Source organism: Herbiconiux sp. VKM Ac-2851 (genome assembly GCF_013205105.1).
Classification (GTDB): domain Bacteria; phylum Actinomycetota; class Actinomycetes; order Actinomycetales; family Microbacteriaceae; genus Herbiconiux; species Herbiconiux flava.
Window position 1 is genome coordinate 323,206 of record NZ_JABMLJ010000002.1, and the last position, 22,848, is coordinate 346,053.

The window sequence follows — 22,848 nt, forward strand, 5'->3', positions numbered from 1 at the left end:
GGCCGAGCGCGAAGCGGCGGTCTGCGACGAGGGCCGACCCGAGCCGTATGCTCGCTGCATGACCGACCCGCAGCGCACCTCCGCCGCCGGCAGCGCCGACGCCTACGACCCCACCGTCGCCCACCCCAGCCACGAGCTCGTGCACGACCGCGCCGACGCGCTGCTCGCCCTGCATCACGCCCCCGAGATCCTCACGGTCGTCAACGTCTGGGACGTCGCGAGCGCGCTCGTGCTCGCCGACCTCCCCCAGACGAAGGCGCTCGCCACGGCCAGCCACGCCATCGCCGCCTCCTACGGCTACGAGGACGGCGAGCGCATCCCCGTCGACCTGATGATCGAGGCCGTCGGCCGCATCGCGCTGTCGACCTCGCTGCCGGTGAGCGCCGACCTCGAGAGCGGCTACGGCGACCCGGGCGAGACCGTGCGCCGCGCGATCGGCGTGGGCGTGGTGGGTGCGAACCTCGAGGACGCCATGCGCCCGCACATCGAGTCGGTCGAGAACGTCGCCGAGGTGGTCAAGGCGGCCGAGGCCGAGGGCGTGCGCTTCGCGCTCAATGCGAGAACGGATGCTCTGCTGCTGCGCGGCGACCGGCCGCTCGACGACGCGGTGGCCGACGCCATCGAGCGCGGGCGGGCGTACCTCGACGCGGGCGCCTCCTGCGTGTTCGTGCCGGGGCTGATCGACGAGGAGCTCGCCGGGCGGCTCGTCGAGGGCATCGGCGAGCGCCGAGTGAGCGTGATCGGCGTTCCCGGGTCGCTCTCGCCGAAGCGCTACGAGGAGCTCGGCATCGCGCGCATCTCGTACGGGCCCTGGCCTCAGCGGGTGGCGCTGACGGCCCTCCAGCAGTCCGCCCTCGAGCTCTACGCGGGCGGCTCGCTGCCGCCGGGCACCCAGCTGCTCACCTGAGCCGCAGCAGCACCGACCGCAGCCCCGACCACCGCCGGGCCCGCTAGCGACCGCGCCGCGCCGCCCGGGCCTCGCGCCGCTCGAGCGCCCGCCGGTGCGAGAACCGCCGCGCATCCGTGCCCGACAGCGCCAGCAGCACCAGCACGTCGAACGACAGCCCCACCAGGTTCGTCTGCAGCGTGATCTGCGGCCCGCCGCCGAAGAAGTCGACGGCGGTGATCAGGATGGCCGCCGAGCCCAGCCCCATCGCCGTGAAGCGCGCCCAGTTGTGCCCGTGGAAGATCAGGAACGCGAGCACCGAGTACAGCGCGCTGATCACGAGCGCCAGCGCCACGAACACGGCCGCCACCAGCGACGACAGGTAGGCCGAGTCGGCCGGGGTCAGCGCTCCGGTCAGGGTGCGGAAGTCGAGCTGCCCGTCGCCGATCGAGAACGCCACGACGATCACGGCGATCAGCGCCGCGACCACCCGCGCCGCCATCAGCAGCACACCGAGGTAGATCGAGGCGGGCCGGCCGGTGCCGGCGATCGGCGACTCCGAGAACACCGCGGCAGGGCTCGGCGCCACCGGCTTCTCGGCGTGCGGGAGCCCGTCGCTCTCGGCCTCCTCCGACGTGGGCAGCGGCACCGCCGTCAGGTCGACCACGGGCAGGTCGCCGTCGGTGACGATCGCGTCGCCCCCGCCGTTGATGTGGTGGTAGCCGGTGGAGAAGTTGCGGATGAGCTCGACCGACGCCGCGGGATTGCCCTCGACCAGCGTCGAGACGATGTGGTCGCGCTCCTTGTCGGTCTCCTTGTCGATGCGGTGCGTGACCTGGAGGGTGAAGAAGGAGATGCCGATGCTGCGGTCGTAGGTGCCGGCGGCGAGCCAGTCGGCCTCGTGCCCGCCGGGCAGCAGCCAGCCCGCGGGGCAGCGCCAGAACCGCACGTGGTGGCGCTTGGAGGGGGTGCCCTCCACCTCCTGCTGATAGGTGAAGGCCTGCACGGTGCCGAAGAGGTAGAGCCGCGAGACGGGGGCGCCCGGGTAGCTGCGGTTCAGCAGGGTGCCGCGCACCGTGCGGAGCGCCGAGGTGAGGCCCATGTCGTCGGCCCGGTGCCAGCCCGCGCGGATCATCGCCTCGTGGATCTGCTCCTCATTGCCCCGCAGCGCCACGTTGACCGGGTCTCCGAGCAGCCCCTCGCGGGTGCGGGCTCGCCCGATGAAGTAGTCGGGCACGTAGAACAGGGTCAGGATGCTGTGCACCCGCGGGAGCAGCAGGTACGCCACGACCACCCAGAACACCAGCAGGAACCACAGCTGCTGCCAACCGCGGGCGAACGACTCGGTCACCACCAGGAAGGCCAGCCAGCCGATCGACACGGTGCCGAAGAAGAAGAACACGCTGTCGACGACGAGGCCGACGGAGGCGCGGAGGGTGCGGCGACGGATGTGCTCGGCGAGCGAGGAGTCCTCGAGCTCGCGCTCAGCCGCGTCGGCGTCCCGTGGAGCCATCCACAGCATCCTTTCGTCTCTGGGATTCTCTCAGATTCCCGGGATTCCTGTGACAAGCCGCGACCGCCACCCTAGGCTGGATGAGCGGTGGCGGCCGCGCGTTCCCCATCCGGACACCGACAGGACAGGCATCCATGCCCACCGGCGTACCCATCGAATTCTCAGGCCTGACGAAGAAGTTCGGGCAGGTGGCAGCGGTCTCCGACCTCACCTTCACCGTCGAGCCCGGGCAGGTCACCGGCTTCCTCGGCCCGAACGGCGCCGGCAAGACCACCTCCCTGCGCATGCTGCTCGGTCTGGTGCAGCCGAGCTCGGGCAGCGCGAGCTTCGGCGGCACCGCCTACGCCGCACTCGACTCGCCGCTGTCGACCGTGGGCGCCTCGCTCGAAGCCGCGAGCTTCCACCCCGGCCGCTCGGCCCGCAACCACCTGGCCGTGTACGCGCAGGCCGCGGGGCTGTCGAAGACGGCTCCGGATGCGGCGCTCGAGAAGGTGGGGCTCGCCGGCTACGCGAACCGCCGGGTGGGCGGCTACTCGCTCGGCATGCGCCAGCGCCTCGGCCTCGCCTTCGCCCTGCTGGGCGACCCGGGCGTGCTCGTGCTCGACGAGCCGATCAACGGCCTCGACCCCGAGGGCATCAAGTGGATCCGGCTGCTCCTTCGGGCGATGGCCGCCGAGGGCCGCACCGTGCTGATCAGCTCGCACCTGCTCAGCGAGGTGGCGCAGACCGTCGACGAGGTCGTCATCATCTCGCACGGCACCCTGGTGCACCGCGGCGAGCTGTCGACCCTCGACACCTCCGACACGAAGCAGGTGCAGGTGAACGCGACTGACCGCGACCGACTGGCCGAGATCATCCGGGGGGCGGGGTACACCGTCTCCAACCTGCGCTCGGGGGTGCTCGTCGACAACGCCGAGGCCGGCGAGATCGGGCGGCTGGCGTTCGACGCGGGCATCCCGTTGACCGGATTGTCGCAGAAGCGCACGGGGCTCGAAGAGAGCTTCCTCACGCTCGTCGGAGAGGAGGGGTCGCTGTGAGCCTCCTCCGCTCGGTCCGCTCCGAGACCACCAAGATCACCAGCACCCGCCTGTGGTGGGTGCTCGCGCTCATCATGGTCGGCTACGTCGCCCTCTGCGCGGGAGGCCTCGGCGCGATCTTCGGCGGGCTCGGCACGAACACGAACGGGCCGGTGCTGCCCGACGCGCAGATCCCGCTGCTCATCTACAGCTTCGCCACCTCGGTCGGCTACGTCTTCCCGGTGCTGTTCGGGGCGCTGGCCGTCACGAGCGAGTTCCGCTTCCAGTCGCTGACGCCCACCTTCCTCGCGATCCCGCGCCGGGGCGTGGTGCTCACGGGCAAGCTGATCACGCTCTTCCTCGCCGGCGCCGGCTTCGGGGTGCTCGCGCTGCTCGCCTCGATGGGTGCCGGGGCGGCCGTGCTCGCGGGCTTCGGCATCGACCCGCTGCTCGGCGACCCCGACACCTGGGCCTTCGTCGGCCGCTCGCTGCTCGCCATGGCGCTCTGGGCCGCGATCGGCGTCGGGCTCGGCACCCTGGTGCCCAGCCAGGTCGCGGCGATCGTGATCGTGCTGGCATTCACGCAGTTCGTCGAGCCGCTGCTGCGGCTGGGGTCGACGATCACCGACTGGTCGGCGCAGATCGGGCAGTTCCTGCCGGGGTCGGCGAGCGACGCGCTCGTGGGCTCGAGCATCTACACCGCGATGTCGGGCACCGGGGGCGTGGCGTTGGAGTGGTGGCAGGGCGGGCTCGTGCTCGCCGCCATCGCCGCGGTGACCACGCTGATCGGCTTCGCCACGAGCTGGCGGCGCGACGTCTCCTGACCGTGTCCGCCCCATTCAGACCGTCTCGATTCGAGGAGGAATCATGTCCCGTGCCTACCTGGTGACCGAGAAGGGTGCGGCGGCCGAGCTGGTCGACCGCGACCTGAGCGAGATCTTCGGCGACGACGAGAGCGGCGGCGATGAGGGTGCGGGCGGCGAGGGCGCGGGCGGCGCCGGAACCGTCGACCTCGACGTCCTCGCCACGAGCATCAACTACAAGGACGGCATGGCGCTGACGGGGAAGCCCGGCATCGTGCGCCGCTACCCCCTCGTGCCGGGGATCGACGTGGTCGGGCGGGTCACGGCGTCGCGCGCATCCGCTTTCTCGGTGGGAGACGTGGTGCTGCTGAACGGCGACGGTCTCGGCGAGACGCGGCACGGCGGGCTGGCCGAGCACGCGCGGGTGCGGGCGGATGCTCTGCTGCCCCTGCCCGAGGGCCTTACCCCCGAGCAGGCCGCCGCCGTCGGCACCGCGGGCTTCACGAGCATGCTCGCCGTGCTGGCCCTGGCCGACGCGGGGGTCGAACCGGGCGACGGCGAGGTGCTCGTGACGGGCGCGGCCGGCGGGGTCGGATCGATCGCGATCGCGCTGCTCGCGGGCCGCGGGTACACGGTGGTCGCCTCCAGCGGGCGCGCCGAGGCGGAGGGCGACTACCTCCGGCGGCTCGGGGCGTCCCGCGTGATCGACCGCGCCGCGCTCTCCGAGGAGGGCGGGCCGTTGCAGAAGGCCACCTGGGCGGGCGCCGTCGACAGCGTCGGCAGCCACACCCTCGCGAACGTGCTCGCCCAGACCCGGTACGGCGGCACGGTCGTGGCGTGCGGGCTGGCGCAGGGCTCGGATCTGCCGACGACGGTGCTGCCGTTCATCCTGCGCTCGGTCACGCTCACCGGCGCCAACTCGGTCGAGGCCCCGCGGGCGCTGCGCGAGCGCGCCTGGGCGGCCCTCGCCGGGGAGCTCGACCTGGAGCTGCTCGACTCGCTCACCACCACGGTCGCGTTCGAGGACGTGCCGGCCGTGGCCGAGCGCATCCTCGCGGGAGAGGTGCGGGGCCGCACGGTGGTGACCGTCGGGAACTGAGTCCGGCGCCCGCCCGCGCTGACGGCCCGTACTGCTCGCCCGCGCTACTCGCCCGGTGCTACTGGATGACCTCGGTGCCCTCGAGCGGAGGCAGCCGCAGCGCGCGCAGCAGCTGGATCGAGTGCGACGTCGTGACGATGATGCGCGAGAACTCCTGGCCCTCGAGGTCGATGACCACCGAGGTGCGGGTGCCCTTGACGAGCAGGAAGTCCTTGCCGTCGTGGAACTTCCAGGTGCCGACCGCGAGCGTCAGCGGCACGGCGGCGCCGGGCGCACGGATGCCGCGCACCCACACCCACGGGTCGTCGGTGAGCGCGGCCGAGCGGATGCTGTCGAGCGGCACCACGATGTCGGTGCGGCGGAACGACAGCACCTTCTCGGCTCGCGTGAGACGGATCTCGAGACGATCGGTGTGGACGAAGAGAACGGCCATGCCTCTATCCTGCCGTGGGCGACCCGGCGAGCGGGAGGCTGGTTGCCGAGTAAGCGGTAACGATTCGAGAAAACGTCGGCAACGGGGACGTGATCGGCATCGGCGAAGCAAGCGTCATGGGCGTCAGGCGGGCGTCGCGGCGGCGGCCGCCCGGGCTGCGGCGGGCAGAGCATCCACGATGCGGCCGATCGCGGTGTCGTCGTGCGCGGCCGAGACGAACCAGGCCTCGTAGACCGACGGCGGCAGCGAGACGCCCGCCTCGAGCATGCTGTGGAAGAAGGGTGCGTAGCGGAACGCCTCCTGGCGCTGCACGTCGGCGTAGTCGCGCGGGGCGACGTCGGAGCCGAAGGTGAAGCTGAACAGGCTGCCCGCGCGCTGCAGGCTGTGCGCGACGCCGGCCTCGGTGAAGGCCGATGAGACGGCATCGGAGATGATCAGCGACGCCGCGTCGAGCTTCTCGTAGACGGCCGCGTCGGCCAGGCGCAGGGTGCTGAGGCCCGCGGCGACGGCGATCGGGTTGCCCGAGAGCGTGCCGGCCTGGTAGACGGGGCCGAGCGGGGCCAGGTGGTCCATCACGTCGGCCCGGCCGCCCAGCGCGGCGAGCGGCATACCGCCGCCGACGACCTTGCCGAAGGTGACGAGGTCGGGGGTGTACGGATGCACGACCACACCGTCGGGAGCGGGAGCGTTCTCCAGCCCCCACCAGCCGGCGGAGCCGACCCGGAAGCCGGTGAGCACTTCGTCGACGATCAGGAGGGCGCCGTGCTCGTGGGCGGTGGCGGCGAGCGCCGCGTTGAAGCCGGGCGCCGGAGGTACGACGCCCATGTTCGCCGGGGCGGCCTCGACGATGATCGCGGCGATCTGCTGGCCGAACTCCTCGAACGCGGTGCGCACGGCGTCGAGGTCGTTGTACGGCAGCACGATGGTGAGCGCGGCGGTGGCGGCGGGCACGCCCGCGGAGGCGGGGAGCGCGAGGGTCGCGAGACCCGAGCCGGCCTCGGCCAGCAGCGGGTCGGAGTGGCCGTGATAGTGGCCGGCGAACTTGATCAGCACGTCGCGGCCGGTGAAGCCGCGGGCGAGGCGGATGGCCGTCATCGTGGCCTCCGTGCCGGTCGAGACGAGCCGCAGCTTCTCGATCGGGGCGACGCCGCCGGCCGTGACGCGGGCCCGCACGAGCTCGGCGAGGTCGGTCTCGGGCGGGGTGGTGGCCCCGAACGAGAGACCGCGGGCCGCGGCATCCTGAACCGCCCTGACGACCTCGGGATGCGCGTGCCCGAGCACCGCGGGGCCCCAGGAGCAGACCAGGTCGACGTACTCGCGGCCCTCGGAGTCGGTGATGTAGGGGCCCCGGGCCGAGACCATGAAGCGCGGGGTGCCGCCGACGGAGCGGAAGGCCCGGACGGGCGAGTTCACGCCGCCCGGGATGGAGCGCTGGGCGCGGGCGAACTCGCGGGCGTTGGCGCCCTGCTCCGGGGCTGGCGTGGCGTCGGCCGCGGTCGCCGCGCCGGCCGCGTGCTCGCCGCTCGTGTCGGTGCCGCCCAGGTCGATCTCGCTCGTCATCACAGGCCCTTCAGGGTTCGGGCGACCTCGACCGCCCAGTAGGTGAGCACGGCCTCGGCGCCGGCTCGACGGATGCTCGTGAGCGACTCGAGGATCGCCCGCTCCCGATCGATCCAGCCGTTGGCGGCCGCCGCCTCGATCATGGCGTACTCCCCCGACACCTGGTACGCCCAGACCGGCACGGGCACCGCGGCGGACACGTCGGCGACGAGGTCGAGGTAGCTGAGGGCCGGCTTCACCATGACGATGTCGGCGCCCTCCTCGACGTCGAGCACGGCCTCGCGCAGGCCCTCGCGGCGGTTCGCCGGATCGAGCTGGTAGGTCTTGCGGTCGCCGCGGAGCGTCGAGCCGACGGCCTCGCGGAACGGGCCGTAGAACGCCGAGGCGTACTTGGCGGCGTAGGCGAGGATCGCGACGTCCTGGAAGCCCTCGCCGTCGAGCGCGTCGCGCACGGCGGCGACCTGGCCGTCCATCATGCCGGAGAGGCCGAGCAGGTGGCTGCCGGCGCGGGCCTGCTCGAGGGCCATGTCGCGGTAGCGCACGAGGGTGGCGTCGTTGTCGACGGCTCCCCGCGCATCCAGCACGCCGCAGTGGCCGTGGTCGGTGAACTCGTCGAGGCAGAGGTCGGTCTGCACGACGAGAGCGTCGCCGGCCTCCTCGACCGCGATGCGGGTGGCGGCGTTCAGCACGCCGTCGGGGTCGGTGGCGGCGGTGCCGACCGCGTCCTTGTCGGCGTCGGCGGGTACGCCGAAGAGCATGACGCCGCCGAGCCCGACCTCGGCCGCCTCGGCGACCGCGCCGCGGAGGCTGTCGAAGGTGTGCTGCAGCACGCCGGGCATGGAGTTCAGCGGAACGGGGGCGTCGACGTCGTCGCGCACGAAGAGCGGGAGCACCAGCTGGGCGGGGTCGATGCGGGTCTCTGCCACCAGGCGGCGGAGCGCCGGGGTGCCGCGCAGCCGGCGCGGTCGGATCTCGGGGAAGGAGCCGGAGTTCATGACCTCCAGCTTAGATCGGCGCACCTGGGCCGAGGCCGGGCGCGGGCGATCCGGGTGCCGACGATCCGGCCACTCAGCTGCCCGGCGGTACGGCCTCGACCGGCTGCCGCAGGATGGTCCGGAGCCGCTCGGGCGCGGTGCGCCGCCGATCGCTGAGGTAGACCTCGTGGTGCCGGCCGCGCATCCGGAGGCCCTCGCCCGGGATGACCTCGTCGTGCATCCGTGCGAGCACCGGCCCCTCGTCGTCGAACGGCCCGAGGTGCAGGGTCTGCACGCACAGCCCCTCGTCGAGCTGCTCGAAGCGCAACCGGTCGAGCGCGTCGTGCTCGCCCTCGGCGCGCTTCGCCCGTGCGGTCGCCATCGCGGTGTCGACGAGCTCGGAGGTGATCCAGTCGGGCTGCAGGATCATCAGCGTCCAGCTCCAGCGGGACTTGTCGCGGGCGCTGGTGAAGTCGGCCCAGTCGTCCGACCACCACAGCCCCTCGAGCGGCATCACCACGTGATCGCGGTCGAGCTGTCTGCGGGCCGCCGCCTTCACCCCGTAGGCGACGGGGTAAAGCGCCTGCACCGCCTCGCCGAACGCCGACGCCGTGTTCGGGTCGCCGCGGCCATCCAACATGAGGTACCCGCGCGGGGGCACCGTCACGACGTCGAACCGCCCTCGGGCAGCGGTGTAGTCGCCCAGCTCGCTCTTCAGATCGACCTTCATCGGCACCTCCCGGTGGGTCGAGCATAGAGGGATCGGCTCGGCAGCACTAGAACACATGTTCGAATGTGGGTAGGGTTGGGGCATGAACATCGACTTCCAGACCTCGCTCTTCGACGACCTCGACGCCGACCCCGGGCTCGAGCCGCTGGGCGGCACGGTCGAGCGCACGATGCTCGGCGACGGGGCCTGGGTCGACCTGCGGCCGGGCTGGGTCACGAACTCCGACGCGCTGTTCGAGCGGCTCGCGGTCGACGTGCCGTGGCAGGCCGACAAGCGCGAGATGTACGACCGGGTGGTCGACGTGCCGCGGCTCGTCTCGCGCTTCGGGGTGGGGTCGCTCTACCCCGACCTGGTGCTGACGCGGGCGCAGGATGCTCTGAACGACCACTACGGGCGCCCTCCGGGCCAGGTGTTCGAGACGGCCGGGTTGTGCTTCTACCGCACGGGCGGCGACAGTGTGGCCTGGCACGGCGACCGCGTGGGCCGCACGATCGACCGCGACACCATGGTGGCGATCGTCTCGGTGGGGGCGGCGCGCACGCTGTCGGTGCGGCCGAAGCCGGTGAACGGCCGGGCGGTGGGTGAGACGCTGCGATTTCCCGTGGGCCACGGCGACCTGATCGTCATGGGCGGCAGCTGCCAGCGCACCCACGAGCACGCCATCCTCAAGACGAAGCAGGCGGTGGGGCCGCGCATCAGCGTGCAGTTCCGTCCGAACTGGCCGCGCTGACCCGCCGCACCGCGGGCGGCGGCGGAGGGGTGGCGGCTGAGAGGTGACGGCGGATGGGTGACGGTCAGTCGTCGTCGTCGGCCGCGCGGCGCGACTTGGCGACCTCGATCACCGCGTTGATCAGCGACTCGGCCGAGCGGCCCTTCGCGATCACGTCGACCCGCAGCCCGTAGGCGCGGGCGTCCTCGGCCGTGCGCGGGCCGATGGCCGCCACGAGCGTCGACGACGGGATCGGGCCGAGCTGCAGCTGCACCTGTTCCGCCACCGACCCCGACGTCACGAAGATCGCGTCGATCGAGCCCTCGGCCACGTCGGTGCGGATCTGCGGATCGACGGCGACACCGACCGTGCGGTACGCCACGACCGACTCCACGGTGTGCCCGCGCGCGATCAGCCCTTCGGTGAGCACCGGCTTCGCGATATCGCTGCGCAGCGTCAGCACCTTGAGCTCAGGCCCGAACTGCTCGAAGCGCTTGAGCTCCCGCAGCAGGCCGGCCGCCGAGTTGTCCTCCGGCGGAACCAGGTCGACCTTGTAGCCGGCCGCCGACAGCGCGGCCGCGGTGGTCTCGCCGACCGCCGCGATGTGCGTCTCCGGCGGCACGACGGCCTGGTGCGCGGTGAGCACGTCGACCGTGGTGGCACTCGTCATGGTGAGCCAGTCGAAACGCCCGGCCGCGAGCGCCTGCAGCGCCTGCTGCAGCGTCTCGTCGTCTTCGGTGGGCGCGAAGTTGATCATGGGGGCGACGATCGGCTTGGCGCCGACGGCGCGCAGATCGGCCGCGACACCGTGGCCCCAGGGGCCACCGCGCGGAACGAGGATGCGCCAGCCGCCGAGCGGCCGCTGCGCCCAGGCGGTCATTCGGTGCCGCCCGACCAGCGTGCGGCGGTGGTGGGGTCGGCTCCGCCGTCGGCCGCGGGGCCGACGGGTGCGAGCTCGGCCGCGCCGTCGTCGAGCAGCTGCCGCGCCACGGCCTCGCCGAGCAGCGACGCCACGTGGATGTCGTCTCCGAGCAGCCGCGCCGACCGCTCGCAGCCGAGCTCGACGGCCCCGTCGGCCTGGTAGACCGTGGCCGAGAGCGTCAGCTCATCGCCCGAGACGGTGGCCGTGGCGCCGATCGGGGCGGCGCAGCCGGCCTCGAGGGCGGCCAGCACCGAGCGCTCGGCGAGCACGGCCGTGCGCGTCGGCGGGTGTTCGATGCTGAGCAACTCGGGAATGCTGTCTCCCTCTCGGGTCTCGATCGCGAGGGCACCCTGACCTGGCGCCGTCGGCCAGAGGTCGAGGGCGAAGATCTCGGATGCTGCGTCTAGCCTATCGAGCCTGGTGAGCCCCGCTGACGCCAGCACCACGGCGTCGAGATCGCCGTCGCGCACGCGACCGAGCCGGGTGTCGACGTTTCCGCGGATGTCCACCACCGTGAGGTCGGGCCGGAGCGCCAGCAGCTGCGCCACCCGGCGGGGCGACCCCGTGCCCACGCGGGCGCCCTCGGGCAGCTCGTCGAGGGTGAGTCCGTCGCGGGCGCAGAGCACGTCCCGCGGGTCCTCGCGGAGCGGCACCGCGCCGATCACGAGCCCGTCGTAGCGGGCCGTCGGCAGGTCTTTCAGGGAGTGCACGATCATGTCGCAGTCGCCGGCGACGAGCGCTTCGCGCAGCGCGCTGGCGAAGACGCCGGTGCCGCCGAGCGACGCCAGCGACTCCTTCGAGCGATCGCCCTCCGAGGTGATGATGACCGTCTCGACCTCGATGCCGGTGGCCTCGACGAGCGCCGCGACGACGTGGCCCGTCTGGGCGCGCGCGAGGGCGCTCCCTCGCGTCGCGACCCGAAGCTTGCTACTCACGATGACTGCTGTTCCTTACATACCTCTGTTGATGCGACTGCGGCCCGGCTCAGGGAGCGAGGCCCGAGACGGCCGGCTTGAAGCCGAGCCGCACGTTCTCGCAGCAGCCCGCGCGGCACACGTCGTACCACGGGCCGAGCTCGGTGACGTGGGGGCGCGCAGCGGCCGGCGTGCCCTCGATGCGCTCGATCACGAGATCGACGAGACCGGCGACGTAGGCCGGGTCGACGCCGGGCGTCGGCGTGCGCACGCCGTACAGGCCGTGCTCGGCGCAGCTCTCCAGCGCCTCGTTGTCGAGGTCCCACATGACCTCCATGTGGTCGCTGACGAAGCCGAGCGGCACGATCACGACGGCCCGGATGCCGCGGGCGGGCAGCTCGGCGATCGCGTCGTTGATGTCGGGCTCGAGCCACGGCTGCGTGGGCGGGCCCGAGCGGGACTGGTAGACGAGCTGCCACGGCACGTCGGGCTGGCCCTCGAGCCCGGAGGTCGCCGCCATCAGCACGACCTCGGCGACCGCCTTGTGCTGGGCGGCGTACGCGCCCTCGGGCCCGAGCTCGCGGAACGACGGCCCGGAGCGCTCGGCGTCGGCGCTCGGGATGGAGTGCGTGCTGAACAGCACCTCCACCTCGGTCGTCAGGTCGATGTCGTCGAACTTCTCGCGGATGCCGGTGAGCGCCGCCGAGAGGCCGTCGATGAACGGCTGCACGAATCCGGGGTGGTCGAAGAACTGGCGCACCTTGTCGATCGTCATGGTCGACGCGAGGCCGGTCTCGTCGAGCGCCATGGCGAAGTCCTCGCGGTACTGGCGGCACGAGCTGTACGAGCTGTAGGCACTGGTGGCGACGGCGATCAGGGTGCGCAGCCCCCGCGCATCCGCTTCTTTCAGCACCGAGGGGAGGTAGGGGTCCCAGTTGCGGTTGCCCCAGAGCACGGGCAGGTCGATGCCGCGGGTGGCGAGCTCGGCCTCGAGTGCCGCCTTGAGCGAGCGGTTCTGCGCATTGATCGGGCTGACGCCGCCGAAGGCGCGGTAGTGGTGCGCGACCTCCTCGAGGCGCTCGTCGGGGATGCCCCGGCCGCGCGTGACGTTGCGGAGGAAGGGGATGACGTCGTCCTGCCCCTCCGGCCCGCCGAAGGAGGCGAGCAGGATGGCGTCGTACGCCGTGGGCTCCGAGACGTGCTCGGCCCCGGCGGCCGCGGCGGGGCTCGCGTTGCGCACCACCGGTGCGGCTTCGGAGGACAGGGTCACTGGAGCACCTCGACGATCTCGGCGGCGTCGATGCGCCGGCCCGTGTAGAACGGCACCTCTTCGCGCACGTGCCGCCGCGCCTCGGTCTGGCGGAGGGCCCGCATCATGTCGACCAGGTTGGTGAGCTCGTCGTCCTCGAGCGCGAGGATCCACTCGTAGTCGCCGAGGGCGAAGGAGGCCACCGTGTTGGCGAGCACCGAGCGGAACGCACCGCCCTTGCGGCCGTGGTCGGCGAGCATCGCACGCCGCTCCTCCTCGGGCAGGATGTACCAGTCGTACGAGCGCACGAACGGGTAGACCGTCACCCACCCGCGGGGCTCCTTGCCGCGCATGAAGGCGGGCAGGTGGTTCGACGAGAACTCGGCGTCGCGGTGCACGCCCATCGCGTTCCAGGTCGGCAGCAGCGGGGTGAACAGCTGCGTGCGGCGCAGCTGGCGGAGGGCCCACTGCAGGGTCTCGGGAACGCTGCCGTGCAGCCACACCATCACGTCGGCGTCGGAGCGCAGGCCCGAGACGTCGTAGAAGCCGCGGAGCATGACGTCCTCGGCCTCGATCATCGCGACCGCGCCGTCGAGCTCGGCCACCGCATCCGGAACCTCGCTGCCGTCGAGCACCAGAGCGCGCTCGGGGTTGCGGCGGAAGACCGCCCAGAGCGTGTAGCCGAGCGCGGGCACCTCCTCCGAGTCCTCGACGTCGCGGGTGGTCTCGTCGGTTCGGACTGTCGGGTCAGTCATGATCCCTCTTCGTTTCGCTGGCGGTACGCGAGGCGGTGGCGCGCCCGAACGACCGGTTCGAAGCCGGTTCAGACGGGCCGGGGCGAGCGGATGCCCGGGCCTCGACTACAACGCTACCCCTTCGAAGCGGAGCGGAAGCCGAGAACGGCCACACCGGCCAGCACCACGACGGCACCGCCGATCCCCGCGTAGACCGCGACGGGATTCTCGGCGCGGAGCCGGTTGAAGCGGCTCTTCAACCGGTGCGCCGCGTGACGCGCCTGCTTGGGCACGTTCAGCTTGAACTCGATCGCATCGAGCGTCGAACGGAGGTCGTCGCGCGTCTTCTGGATGTCGGCATGCAGGGCGGGCGTGCTGCGCTCGGCGGGGGCATTCGCCGACGGCTTCGACACGGCTGCGTCGCTCACTGGCCGAGCCCCTTCACCGTGTTGACGTCTTTCTTCAGGCTCTCGATGGTCTGCTCCGGCACGGGCGGCAGGCCCTTCTTCAGCGACCGCACGCCGACGAGCACCAGGATGCCCGCGATCAGCAGCAGGGCGACGCCCACGATCAGCGCCGAGAGCCAGGCCGGCAGCGCGGTGGCGATGCCGAGCACGGCGGCGGCGATCAGCGTGGCGAAGGCGAAGAACGCCAGCAGGGCGGCCGCGACGAACAGTCCGACGCCGATGCCGAGCTTCGCGAGCTTGGCGGTGATCTCGCGCTTGAAGTTCTCGAGCTCGTCCTTCAGCAGCTGGATGATGAGGGTGGGCAGCTCGGCCAGCAGCGAGACGAGCGAGCGTCGGGCCTTCTTGTCGCGTTCTTCGGTCACGATCGGCGTCCTTCTGGTCGTCTAGTCGTCGGAGGGCTGGGTGGTGGAGGTGCTGGGCTTCGTGGCCGGCTTCTTCGCGGCGGGCTTGGCGGTGGCGGCGCTGGCCGGCTTCGCGGCGGCCGTGCTGGCCCCGGCGGACGGCGACTCGACCGGCTTCGCCGCCGGCGGGCGAGGTGCGGTCGACCCGGCCTTGGCGGCGGCGGGGCTCTGCGAGGGGCGGTCGAGCGGCTCGCGCCCGATGAACGCGGCGAGCGCCTTGCGCGCCTTCTTCGACAGCTCGACCTTGACGGTGTCGACGCGGGCGCCGGCGAACTCCTGCACCTTCGCCACGCCCGACTGCACGGCGGGCGTGCTCCAGACCTTGTCGGCTCCCGCCTTGATCTGCTCGTAGCGCTCGCGGCCGGCTTTGGTGCCGAGCACGTAGCCCGTGCCCAGCCCGACGACGAAGATGATCTTTCCGCGCATGTGTGAACTCCGATGGGTCGGGGACAGGGTGCTCCAAAGCGTAGTCCCCCCGTCCCGCACCCGCATGGGCACGGTCGGCGGCGGCTCCGGCGGCTCTAGCGGGGCAGGCGGGCGTGGCCGCGCAGCTCGGCGGCGATCCCGGATGCGGTGGTCTTCGCCTGCTCGACGGTCGCCGCGAGCCCCGTGCCCGACACCCAGGCGCCCACGACGTCCAGGCCCGGCACGGCCGCCACGGCCTCCGACAGCTGCGCGACCCGCGCCTTGTGGCCCACGGTGGCGAAGGCGAGCGAGTCGTCCCAGCGCACGAGGTCGGAGTCCACGACGTCGGCCACGGACAGCGGCACACCGAGCAGCGTCGACGCGTCGGCGACCACGGTGGCGAGCTCCGGCTCCACCAGGGTCTCGCCGCCGCGGCCGTAGCTCAGGCGCAGCACGTGGCGGTGCGGGGGAAGCTGGGCGGCGAGCCAGGCCCACTTCGCGGTGGCGTGCGTGAGGGCCTTGGCGGTGACGCCGGTGGTGCCGGGTGCCACGAGAACGCCCGTGCCGCGAGGATGGGCGTCGAGCCGGGCGTCGTCGACCACGAGGGTGGCGATGGCGACCGAGGCGGGCTCGGGCCAGGCCGTCGCGGCGGGGAGTGCGGCGACTCCGGCGTCGGCCAGCAGGGTGAGCGCGGGGCGGAAGCCCGCTGCCACGACGAGGGCCCGGGCAGTGACGCGGCGGGGTACGGGCGAGGCCGGTGCGGCGGAGGTCGGCGGCGGGGTTGCGGAGGGTGTTGAGGGTGCCGTCGCCCGGGCGAGCTCGACGCTCCAGAGCGGCCGCGCATCCGGCCGGTCGTCGAGCCCGGCCTCGCCCGACCGCTGCAGCGACACCACCCGCGTGCCCGTCTCGAGCGTGCCGCCGTAGAAGGCGAGCTGCTCCTCGAGCGCGGAGATCAGCCGGTGCATGCCGCCGACGATGCCCTGCACCTGGCTGCCGGCCGGGGCCTGCTCGCGCAGCGCCATCACGGCGCCCGAGAGCGAGCCCTGGGTCGTCATCGCCTGGGTGAGGCCTGGTGCGACCGTGCGCACGTCGACGTCGGAGGGGTCGGCCGAGTGCACGCCCGCGACCACCGGGGTGACGAGCCGGTCGAGCACGCGGCGGCCCATCCGGCGGCGCACGATGTCGCCGAGGTCGTGCTCGGGACGGACCCGCAGGAGCGGCATCAGACGGTCGAGGTAGGCGCGCAGGCTGCCGCCCCAGCCGATCACCCGGCGCACGTCGTCGGCCAGCGGAACGCCCGGGATGCCCAGGATGCCCGCTGCCGGCAGTGGCGCGGTGCCGCCGTTCCAGCGCACCCACGCGCCGGCGCGGTTCGGCGCGACGACGTCGTCGCCGAGCCCCACCTCGGCGGCCAGCGCCGCCACCGTGCCCTTGCGGGTGGCGAAGCTCTCGGCCCCCGAGTCGAGGCGGATGCCCGCCAGCTCGTGCTCGGAGACGAAGCCGCCCGGCCGCTCGCGCGCCTCGACGACGTGCACCGAGTGGCCGAGCTTCGCGAGCTGCAGCGCGGTCACCAGCCCGGCGGCCCCGCCCCCGATGACGAGCACGTCGACGTCCGGTCCGCCGGCCGCGGCGGGCGTGCCGCCTCCGACGTCGGTCATCGCGACTCCTCGGCCGCCGCCCCGCCCCGCTCGTGCACGAGCTCGACGATCCGCGTCAGCACGTCGGGGTCGGTCTCGGGAGGCACGCCGTGCCCGAGGTTCAGCACGTGGGCCGGAGCGCTCCGGCCGCGGCGCAGCACGTCGAGCACGTGCGCCTCGAGCACCGGCCAGGGTGCGGCGAGCAGCGCCGGGTCGACGTTGCCCTGCAGGGTGACGCCGCCGCCGAGCCTGCGCGAGGCCTCGTCGAGCGGCAGCCGCCAGTCGACGCCCACCACGTCGGCTCCGACCTCGTGCATCGGAGCGAGCACCTCGCCGCTGCCGACGCCGAAGTGCACGACGGGCACGTCGAGGTCGCGGATCGGCTCGAGGGCCAGCTTCGAGAACGGGGCGACCCGCTCGACGTAGTCGGCCTTCGAGAGCGAGCCGACCCAGGAGTCGAACAGCTGCGCCGCGCTCGCACCGGCGAGCAGCTGGGCCCGCAGGAAGCGGCCGGTCACCGCGGCGGCCCAGGCGAGCAGGCCCTCCCAGGCCTCGGGGTCGGCGTGCATCAGCGTGCGGGCGCGGATGTGGTCCTTCGACGGTCCGCCCTCGACCAGGTAGGCCGCCAGGGTGAAGGGAGCGCCGGCGAAGCCGATCAGCGGGGTGCTGCCGAGCGCGGCGACCGTGAGCGCGACGCCCTGCTCGATGGCCGTGAAGTCGGCGCCATCCGGATCGGGGAGGGCCGAGACGTCGGCGAGCGTGCGCACGGGCTTGCCCAGCACGGGGCCGCGACCGGGCTCGATCTCGACGTCGACGCCCGCGAGCTTCAGCGGGATGACGATGTCGCTGAAGAAGATGCCCGCGTCGACACCGTGCCGCCGCACCGGCTGCAGCGTGATCTCGCTGGCCATGGCCGGGTCGAGGCAGGCGTCGAGCATCCGTGTGCCCACCCGCAGCTCGCGGTACTCGGGCAGTGAGCGGCCGGCCTGGCGCATGAACCAGACGGGGGTGCGGTCGCCGCGCAGGCCTTGGTAGGTCGTCACGAGTGCGGATGCGGCGGTGCGGCCGTCGAGGAGGGGATGCGTCGCGGGCAGGGTCACCCCCCGATGATACGGACTCGCTCCGAGGGCCGGCGGGGAGAACTACCCATGGGCCGATCGCGGGCGCGATGGTAGACAGGTGTCGTGAGTCAGACCCCGCCTACGCCCCCGTCCGGACCGAGCGACAGCGGCCTGCCGCCGCTTCCTCCGCAGCAGTGGCAAGACCCCAGCTTCCAGGGCCAGCAGCCCCACCCGGGTTACCCGAACCAGCCGGGTCAGCCGGGCCAGCCGCCCAAGAAGGGGCTCGGCACGGGCGCCATCCTCGGCATCGTGGGCGGCGGCCTGCTGCTCGTCATCATCGTGATCGTCGTGATCGCCGTCGTGGTCTCGCGCCTGCTGGTCGGCGGCGGAGGCGGGGGCACCTCCTCCGGCGGCGGGGGCGGCAGCGAGGGCGGCACCGCCACCGAAGCCGTCGAGACCTTCTTCTCCGCTCTCTCCGACGGCGACGCCGAGACGGCCCTCGGCCTGATCAGCCAGGCCCCCGACGACGACACCCTGCTCACCGACGAGGTGCTCGCCGCCTCGAACGAGCTCGCCCCCATCACCGGCGTCGAGATCGTCGACGACACCACCGAGAACGGCTACGGCGACGTGACCGTCAGCTACCTGCTCGGCGACACCCCGGTGACCGCGGAGTACAGCGTCGACGACTACGACGAAGACGGCTGGAAGATCACCGGCGGCCTGAGCTACCTCAACGTCGACCGCTTCGACGGCCTCGGCCTCACCGTGAACGGCCAGGAGGTGACCGGGAGCGAGCTGCAGCTCTTCCCCGGCACCTACGAGCTCGCCACGAGCCTGCCGAACTTCACCCTCTCGGGCACCACGACCGTCACCGCCACCGAGCCCTTCGGCACGGTCGACGTCGGCGACATCGAGCCCGGGCTGAGCGAGGCCGCGCTCGGCCAGTTCCGCTCGCTCGTGCAGTCCGCGGTCGACGCCTGCATCGCCTCGACCACCCTGGCCGCCGGCTGCGGGCTCGACCTGCCGGCCACCCTCGACGACGGCACGCAGCTCACCGAGGGCACCATCACCCGGAGCATCTCGGCCGACGCCACCGTCACCATCCAGGGCATGGTGCCGACGCTGAGCTACGACAACCCGACCCTGGCGCAGGGCGAGTACATCGGCTCGGTCTCCACCTCCGGCCAGTGCACGCAGAACGGCGCGACCGGCACCTGCGACGTGCTCTTCGGTCCGTCGCTCGGCAGCCCGTCGATCGACATGGCGTCCGAGAACCCCACCGTGCTCTGGGACTGACGCCGGGGCGCCCCCGGCCGGGGGTGAGCGGATGCGCATCCGCTCGCTCCCGGCAAGGGGCGGTCGTTGCAGGAGTACAATCATCTGGTGCTCATCTGCCTGACCGCGAACCATCGCAACGCGAGCTTCGACCTCCTCGAGAAGCTCTCGCTCGGCACCTCTGACGTCGCCAAGGGCCTCGTCGAGCACAGTGACTTCGTTCAGGGCGCCGTCGTGCTCGCGACGTGCAACCGCTTCGAGGCCTACCTCGACATCGACGAGCCGCTCACCGCCGGCATCTCGCTCGCGGTCGAGGAGGCGGCCGAGACGTTCGGCAGCGCATCCGGAACCGACGTCGCCGAACTGCGGGACAGCCTCACCGTGCTCTCGGGCGACAGCGTCGCCGACCACCTCTTCGCCGTGTCGTCCGGTCTCGAGTCGGTCGTCGTGGGCGAGGACGAGATCGCCGGCCAGGTCAAGCGCGCGCTCACCACCGCGCGTCTGTCGGGCACCACCTCGAGCGACCTGGAGCGTCTGTTCCAGCGCGCCTCGCACACCTCGCGGGACGTCAAGACGAAGACGGGCCTCGGCGGTGCCGGGCGCTCGCTCGTGCGGCTCGCGCTCGACCTCACCGAGAGCCGGGTCACCGACTGGGCCCAGACCCGCGTGCTGCTCGTCGGCACCGGTCAGTACGCCCGGGTCACCCTGGCGAACCTGCGCGAGCGCGGGGTCACCGACATCCGCGTCTACTCGCCCTCGGGGCGGGCCGTCGCGTTCGCGGCCAAGCAGCAGATCGCCCCCGTCGCGGCCGGCGACTACCTCGGCGCCATCGCGACCGCCGACGTCGTGATCACCTGCTCGACCGCCGAGACCTACGTGCTCGACGCCACCCACCTCCAGGCCGCGTCCTCGGTTCCCGGGGCCTTCACCCGGCGCCTCGTGATCGACCTCGGCCTGCCCCGCAACGTCGACCCGCTCGTGTCGGGCGTCGGCGGGGCCGAGCTGCTCGACCTCGAGACCATCAGCCTGCACGCCCCCCTCGACGAGCTGAACGCCGAGTCGGATGCACGGGCCCTCGTCGACCGCGCCGCCGCCGAGTACCGGGCGGGCAAGGCCGAGGCCGAGGTCACCCCGGCGGTCGTCGCCCTGCGCTCGCACCTGTTCGACCTGCTCGACGACGAGCTGGGCCGCTCGCGCGAGCGCGGCGACTCGGAGGAGACGCAGAAGGCGCTGCGGCACCTCGTCGGCGTCATCCTGCACTCGCCGTCGGTGCGCGCCCGCGAGCTCGCTCGCGAGGGCCGCTCGGCCGAGGTCTTCGCGGCCGTCGAGACGCTCTTCGGCCTCGGAGCCGCCGCCGCGACCCGCGCGGCCGCCGCTGCTCCCGCGCTCGACGCGGCCCCCGTCTCGCTCGAGTCCTACCGCCGCGCCGACGGCTGACCCGGCCCCGATGGCGTCCGAGGGCGGGGCGCTGCCGACGATCCGGGTGGCGGCGCTCGTGCTGATCCGCGAGCGGCGGCTGCTCATGGTGACCGCGCGGGCGCGCGACGTGCTCTACCTGCCGGGCGGCAAGATCGACCCGGGCGAGAGCGCCGCCGAGGCCGCCGCGCGCGAGGCCCACGAGGAGGTCGACGTCACGGTCGACCCGGCCGCCCTCGAGCCGCTCTTCACCGTCACGGTGCAGGCCCACGGCGAGCCCGACGGACGCCTCGTCGAGATGCAGCTCTTCGCGGGATCGACGCCCGACGAGCCGAAGCCCTCGGCCGAGGTCGACGCGGTGCACTGGGTCACCACCGCCGACTCCCCGCGCTGTCCCCCGGCCGGTGCCGAGACCCTCGCGCGCCTCGCCGCCCTCGGCCTGATCGACTGACCCGGCCGGCACCGGCCGATCGGCGGGCACCCGCTCCGCCCGGCGAGCAGCGCTCAGGCGCCGAGCGCCGCCGCGACCCGCTCCACATCGCCGGCCGTGTTCCACACGTGGAACGCCACCCGGCAGCGACCCGAGCGCGCCGACGCCGCCACGTCGGCCGCCGTGAGCGCCGCGATCGCGGTGCCGTCGGCGTCGGGCCAGGTCACGATCGCCGAGCCGGCACTGCCGACCGCCTGCACCCCGGCCGCCCGCAGTCGCTCCCGCAGCGCATCCGCGAGGCCCACGCAGTGTTCGCGCACCGCGGAGAGGTCGGCCGACGCGAAGAGCTCGAGCGACGCGGCCGCGCCGACCCACACGGGCCAGGCGGGCGAGAGGTCGAGTCGCCGCGCATCCGGAGCCAGCTGCATCGCGGGGCCGTAGCACGAGCCCCAGACGTCGTCGCCCGAGTACCAGCCGGCGAGCAGCGGCTGAACCCGACCGAGGTACGAGGGCCGCACGGTGGTGAGCGACGCCCCGCGCGGTGCGCAGAGCCACTTGTAGCTGTGGCAGACGGTCACGTCGAAGCGCGAGGCGTCCACGGGCATCCACCCGCAGGCCTGCGTCGTGTCGCAGAACGTGGCGGCCCCGTGCCGCTCGGCCGCCACGACGATCGCCTCGGCGTCGGCCACCTCCCCCGTCGCCGACTGCACCAGCGAGAACGCCACCAGTGTCGTCGACGAGCGGATGCCCTCGGCCAGCCCCTCGACCGGAACGCACCTCACCGTGATGCGCCCGAGCTGCTGCTGCACGAGGAAGGGGAACACCATCGAGCTGAAGTCGCCCTCGACCAGCAGCACCTCGGAGCCCTCGGGAAGCGACGCGGCCAGCACCCCCGCCGTCGCGGAGACCTGGGAGCCGATGGCCACCCACTCGACGGGCACACCCACCAGCTGCGCGTAGGCGGCGCGCGCCCGCTCGACGGCCAGACCGTAGGCGCCGGGCGCGCGGTGCCCCTCGGCCCAGGCGTCGAGGTCGGCGCGGAGGGCGGCCACCGTCTCCCGCGGCGGCACGCCGACCATGCAGGCCGAGAGGTAGCCCGGGCGGGCGTCGAAGTGCTGCTGCAGCTCGGTGACCGAGAGGGCGGGGGCGGCGTCGAGGAGGGTCATGCCTCCAGCATCGCGGCCGCGCATCCATTGGTCTACGGTCGGTTGCTCATGGCAGTCATCACGCCAGGTTATGGATGCGCTACGCTCCCGAGCATGACCCTCGCGCCCCTGCCCGGCAGCTTCGACCTCGACTCGCAGACCCTGCGGGTGGTCGCCGCCGTGGCCGAGTACGGCTCGATCACGCGGGCCGCCGCCGTGCTCGGCTACAGTCAGCCGGCCGTGAGCCAGCAGCTGAAGCGGGTCGAGGCGCGCATCGGCATGCCGCTGGTGACGCGGTCGGGGCGGGGCATCCGGCTGACGGATGCGGGTGAGGTGCTCGCCCGTCATGCCGACGCCGTGCTGACCGCCCTCGACGCGGCCGCGGGCGAGCTGTCCGACCTGTCGGGACTGCGGTCGGGGCGCGTGCGCCTGGCGGCGTTCCCCTCGGCGTCGTCGACGATCGTGCCGCGGCTGATCGGTGCGATGGCGGCCGACCACGCCGGCGTGCAGGTCACCTACCTCGAGGCCGAGCCGCCCGAGGCGGTCGCTGGAGTGCGCGACGGGGTCAGCGACCTGGCGATCGCGTTCCGCCACCCGGCCGACCGGCACGACCCCTTCGACGCCAGCGCGGAGGGTCTCGTGGTGCACGAGCTCGCCCGCGACGACGTGCTGCTGCTCGCCCCGACGGGCCACCCCGGAACCCGTGGCGGCGGCGCCGTCGACCTCGCGGCGCTGCGGGGTGAGAACTGGATCGCGGGGTGCCCGCGGTGCCGGGGGCACCTGCTCGACTCCTGCGCGCGGGCGGGGTTCGCGCCGAGCATCTCGTTCGAGACCGACAACTTCGTCGCCGTGATGAGCATGGTCGCAGCCGGCCTCGGCGTCGCGCTTCTTCCCGAGCTCGCCATCTCGGCGTCGTCGCTGCCGCCCGGCGTCGAGGCCCATCGCACCCTGGCCGGCGACCACCGGATGCTCGTCGCCGTCACCCGCCCGGGCGCCGACCACATCCCGGCCGTCGCCGAGACCCTGCGCCTGCTGACGACGCTGACCCGGCCCTGACCCGGCGCTC

The 22,848-nt window shown here is 73.0% G+C and carries 24 protein-coding genes; 9 read left to right on the plus strand and 15 right to left on the minus strand.

The window, feature by feature from the left end; translation table 11 throughout:
- The first annotated feature begins 58 nt into the window (after positions 1–58).
- Positions 59–907, plus strand: a complete 849-nt coding sequence (locus HQQ85_RS08185) for an isocitrate lyase/phosphoenolpyruvate mutase family protein (RefSeq protein ID WP_173182043.1) — start codon at positions 59–61, stop codon at positions 905–907.
- Positions 908–950: 43 nt separating this feature from the next.
- Here the strand turns inward: HQQ85_RS08185 and HQQ85_RS08190 are convergent, their stop codons facing one another.
- Positions 951–2,399: an LssY C-terminal domain-containing protein gene (locus HQQ85_RS08190; protein ID WP_173182044.1), complete on the minus strand. Its 1,449-nt coding sequence runs from the start codon at positions 2,397–2,399 to the stop codon at positions 951–953.
- A gap of 134 nt (positions 2,400–2,533) precedes the next feature.
- Between HQQ85_RS08190 and HQQ85_RS08195 the strand changes: the two genes are divergently transcribed.
- Genes HQQ85_RS08195 through HQQ85_RS08205 form a run of 3 tightly spaced genes read left to right on the plus strand, consistent with a single transcriptional unit; the run spans position 2,534 to position 5,317 of the window.
- On the plus strand, positions 2,534–3,436 hold the full coding sequence (locus HQQ85_RS08195; protein WP_173182045.1) for an ATP-binding cassette domain-containing protein: 903 nt from the start codon (positions 2,534–2,536) through the stop codon (positions 3,434–3,436).
- Positions 3,433–4,239 (plus strand): ABC transporter permease, encoded by an 807-nt coding sequence (locus tag HQQ85_RS08200; protein ID WP_173182046.1) that lies wholly within the window; start codon positions 3,433–3,435, stop codon positions 4,237–4,239. Before HQQ85_RS08195 ends, HQQ85_RS08200 begins: the two co-directional genes overlap by 4 nt.
- A gap of 43 nt (positions 4,240–4,282) precedes the next feature.
- The gene (locus HQQ85_RS08205) at positions 4,283–5,317 is read left to right on the plus strand and encodes an MDR family oxidoreductase (protein ID WP_173182047.1); all 1,035 of its coding nucleotides are present in this window, start codon (positions 4,283–4,285) and stop codon (positions 5,315–5,317) included.
- Positions 5,318–5,375: 58 nt separating this feature from the next.
- Here the strand turns inward: HQQ85_RS08205 and HQQ85_RS08210 are convergent, their stop codons facing one another.
- The 4 genes from HQQ85_RS08210 to HQQ85_RS08225 all read right to left on the minus strand — a co-directional run bounded on the left by HQQ85_RS08210 (position 5,376) and on the right by HQQ85_RS08225 (position 9,014).
- Entirely contained in the window at positions 5,376–5,750 is a 375-nt protein-coding gene (locus HQQ85_RS08210; RefSeq protein WP_173182048.1) for a hypothetical protein, read from the minus strand.
- A gap of 123 nt (positions 5,751–5,873) precedes the next feature.
- On the minus strand, positions 5,874–7,310 hold the full coding sequence (gene hemL, locus HQQ85_RS08215; RefSeq protein WP_173182049.1) for a glutamate-1-semialdehyde 2,1-aminomutase: 1,437 nt from the start codon (positions 7,308–7,310) through the stop codon (positions 5,874–5,876).
- Positions 7,310–8,305 carry a porphobilinogen synthase gene (gene hemB / locus HQQ85_RS08220; RefSeq protein WP_173182050.1) on the minus strand — a complete coding sequence of 332 codons (996 nt, stop codon included), beginning with the start codon at positions 8,303–8,305 and terminating at the stop codon, positions 7,310–7,312. Before hemB ends, hemL begins: the two co-directional genes overlap by 1 nt.
- A gap of 73 nt (positions 8,306–8,378) precedes the next feature.
- Positions 8,379–9,014 (minus strand): GyrI-like domain-containing protein, encoded by a 636-nt coding sequence (locus tag HQQ85_RS08225; protein ID WP_173182051.1) that lies wholly within the window; start codon positions 9,012–9,014, stop codon positions 8,379–8,381.
- An 82-nt stretch (positions 9,015–9,096) separates the two neighbouring features.
- Between HQQ85_RS08225 and HQQ85_RS08230 the strand changes: the two genes are divergently transcribed.
- Positions 9,097–9,744: an alpha-ketoglutarate-dependent dioxygenase AlkB gene (locus HQQ85_RS08230; RefSeq protein ID WP_173182052.1), complete on the plus strand. Its 648-nt coding sequence runs from the start codon at positions 9,097–9,099 to the stop codon at positions 9,742–9,744.
- Between the two features lie 64 nt (positions 9,745–9,808).
- Here the strand turns inward: HQQ85_RS08230 and HQQ85_RS08235 are convergent, their stop codons facing one another.
- From HQQ85_RS08235 to hemE, 9 genes are all read right to left on the minus strand, one after another.
- The gene (locus HQQ85_RS08235) at positions 9,809–10,603 is read right to left on the minus strand and encodes a uroporphyrinogen-III synthase (RefSeq protein ID WP_173182053.1); all 795 of its coding nucleotides are present in this window, start codon (positions 10,601–10,603) and stop codon (positions 9,809–9,811) included.
- A complete protein-coding gene (hemC, locus tag HQQ85_RS08240) occupies positions 10,600–11,580 on the minus strand; it encodes a hydroxymethylbilane synthase (RefSeq protein WP_173182054.1) in 981 nt (326 codons plus the stop codon). Before hemC ends, HQQ85_RS08235 begins: the two co-directional genes overlap by 4 nt.
- A gap of 49 nt (positions 11,581–11,629) precedes the next feature.
- Positions 11,630–12,823, minus strand: a complete 1,194-nt coding sequence (locus HQQ85_RS08245; protein ID WP_216851662.1) for a ferrochelatase — start codon at positions 12,821–12,823, stop codon at positions 11,630–11,632.
- A 2-nt stretch (positions 12,824–12,825) separates the two neighbouring features.
- Entirely contained in the window at positions 12,826–13,563 is a 738-nt protein-coding gene (hemQ, locus tag HQQ85_RS08250; RefSeq protein WP_173182055.1) for a hydrogen peroxide-dependent heme synthase, read from the minus strand.
- 113 nt (positions 13,564–13,676) lie between these two features.
- The gene (locus tag HQQ85_RS08255; RefSeq protein WP_173182056.1) at positions 13,677–13,970 is read right to left on the minus strand and encodes a DUF3618 domain-containing protein; all 294 of its coding nucleotides are present in this window, start codon (positions 13,968–13,970) and stop codon (positions 13,677–13,679) included.
- A complete protein-coding gene (locus HQQ85_RS08260; RefSeq protein ID WP_371741818.1) occupies positions 13,967–14,371 on the minus strand; it encodes a phage holin family protein in 405 nt (134 codons plus the stop codon). The genes HQQ85_RS08255 and HQQ85_RS08260 overlap by 4 nt, the downstream gene beginning before the upstream one ends.
- 21 nt (positions 14,372–14,392) lie before the next feature.
- Positions 14,393–14,836: a YtxH domain-containing protein gene (locus HQQ85_RS08265; RefSeq protein WP_216851590.1), complete on the minus strand. Its 444-nt coding sequence runs from the start codon at positions 14,834–14,836 to the stop codon at positions 14,393–14,395.
- A gap of 95 nt (positions 14,837–14,931) precedes the next feature.
- Positions 14,932–16,473: an NAD(P)/FAD-dependent oxidoreductase gene (locus HQQ85_RS08270; RefSeq protein ID WP_173182057.1), complete on the minus strand. Its 1,542-nt coding sequence runs from the start codon at positions 16,471–16,473 to the stop codon at positions 14,932–14,934.
- Positions 16,470–17,552: a uroporphyrinogen decarboxylase gene (gene hemE / locus HQQ85_RS08275; protein WP_173182058.1), complete on the minus strand. Its 1,083-nt coding sequence runs from the start codon at positions 17,550–17,552 to the stop codon at positions 16,470–16,472. The genes HQQ85_RS08270 and hemE overlap by 4 nt, the downstream gene beginning before the upstream one ends.
- A gap of 84 nt (positions 17,553–17,636) precedes the next feature.
- Between hemE and HQQ85_RS08280 the strand changes: the two genes are divergently transcribed.
- From HQQ85_RS08280 to HQQ85_RS08290, 3 genes are all read left to right on the plus strand, one after another.
- A complete protein-coding gene (locus HQQ85_RS08280) occupies positions 17,637–18,812 on the plus strand; it encodes a hypothetical protein (protein ID WP_173182059.1) in 1,176 nt (391 codons plus the stop codon).
- A gap of 87 nt (positions 18,813–18,899) precedes the next feature.
- Entirely contained in the window at positions 18,900–20,228 is a 1,329-nt protein-coding gene (locus HQQ85_RS08285; protein ID WP_173182060.1) for a glutamyl-tRNA reductase, read from the plus strand.
- A 10-nt stretch (positions 20,229–20,238) separates the two neighbouring features.
- Positions 20,239–20,658, plus strand: a complete 420-nt coding sequence (locus HQQ85_RS08290) for an NUDIX domain-containing protein (RefSeq protein WP_173182061.1) — start codon at positions 20,239–20,241, stop codon at positions 20,656–20,658.
- 53 nt (positions 20,659–20,711) lie between these two features.
- Here the strand turns inward: HQQ85_RS08290 and HQQ85_RS08295 are convergent, their stop codons facing one another.
- Positions 20,712–21,803, minus strand: coding sequence for an aminotransferase class V-fold PLP-dependent enzyme (locus HQQ85_RS08295; RefSeq protein ID WP_173182062.1), 1,092 nt, complete (start codon positions 21,801–21,803; stop codon positions 20,712–20,714).
- A 93-nt stretch (positions 21,804–21,896) separates the two neighbouring features.
- On the opposite strand from HQQ85_RS08295, the gene HQQ85_RS08300 reads away from it, so the two are divergent.
- A complete protein-coding gene (locus HQQ85_RS08300; RefSeq protein WP_173182063.1) occupies positions 21,897–22,838 on the plus strand; it encodes a LysR family transcriptional regulator in 942 nt (313 codons plus the stop codon).
- Positions 22,839–22,848: the final 10 nt, after the last annotated feature.

Excerpts from the sequence above, each read along its gene's own strand:
- HQQ85_RS08225 (WP_173182051.1), bottom strand. The coding sequence starts at position 9,014 with ATGAAGGTCGATCTGAAGAGCGAGCTGGGCGACTACACCGCTGCCCGA.
- HQQ85_RS08230 (WP_173182052.1), top strand. The coding sequence starts at position 9,097 with ATGAACATCGACTTCCAGACCTCGCTCTTCGACGACCTCGACGCCGAC.
- HQQ85_RS08195 (WP_173182045.1), top strand. The coding sequence starts at position 2,534 with ATGCCCACCGGCGTACCCATCGAATTCTCAGGCCTGACGAAGAAGTTC.
- HQQ85_RS08185 (WP_173182043.1), top strand. The coding sequence starts at position 59 with ATGACCGACCCGCAGCGCACCTCCGCCGCCGGCAGCGCCGACGCCTAC.
- HQQ85_RS08265 (WP_216851590.1), bottom strand. The coding sequence starts at position 14,836 with ATGCGCGGAAAGATCATCTTCGTCGTCGGGCTGGGCACGGGCTACGTG.
- HQQ85_RS08210 (WP_173182048.1), bottom strand. The coding sequence starts at position 5,750 with ATGGCCGTTCTCTTCGTCCACACCGATCGTCTCGAGATCCGTCTCACG.
- HQQ85_RS08290 (WP_173182061.1), top strand. The coding sequence starts at position 20,239 with ATGGCGTCCGAGGGCGGGGCGCTGCCGACGATCCGGGTGGCGGCGCTC.
- hemB (WP_173182050.1), bottom strand. The coding sequence starts at position 8,305 with ATGAACTCCGGCTCCTTCCCCGAGATCCGACCGCGCCGGCTGCGCGGC.
- HQQ85_RS08190 (WP_173182044.1), bottom strand. The coding sequence starts at position 2,399 with ATGGCTCCACGGGACGCCGACGCGGCTGAGCGCGAGCTCGAGGACTCC.
- hemQ (WP_173182055.1), bottom strand. The coding sequence starts at position 13,563 with ATGACTGACCCGACAGTCCGAACCGACGAGACCACCCGCGACGTCGAG.
- HQQ85_RS08300 (WP_173182063.1), top strand. The coding sequence starts at position 21,897 with ATGACCCTCGCGCCCCTGCCCGGCAGCTTCGACCTCGACTCGCAGACC.
- HQQ85_RS08295 (WP_173182062.1), bottom strand. The coding sequence starts at position 21,803 with ATGACCCTCCTCGACGCCGCCCCCGCCCTCTCGGTCACCGAGCTGCAG.
- HQQ85_RS08270 (WP_173182057.1), bottom strand. The coding sequence starts at position 16,473 with ATGACCGACGTCGGAGGCGGCACGCCCGCCGCGGCCGGCGGACCGGAC.
- HQQ85_RS08235 (WP_173182053.1), bottom strand. The coding sequence starts at position 10,603 with ATGACCGCCTGGGCGCAGCGGCCGCTCGGCGGCTGGCGCATCCTCGTT.
- HQQ85_RS08205 (WP_173182047.1), top strand. The coding sequence starts at position 4,283 with ATGTCCCGTGCCTACCTGGTGACCGAGAAGGGTGCGGCGGCCGAGCTG.
- hemL (WP_173182049.1), bottom strand. The coding sequence starts at position 7,310 with ATGACGAGCGAGATCGACCTGGGCGGCACCGACACGAGCGGCGAGCAC.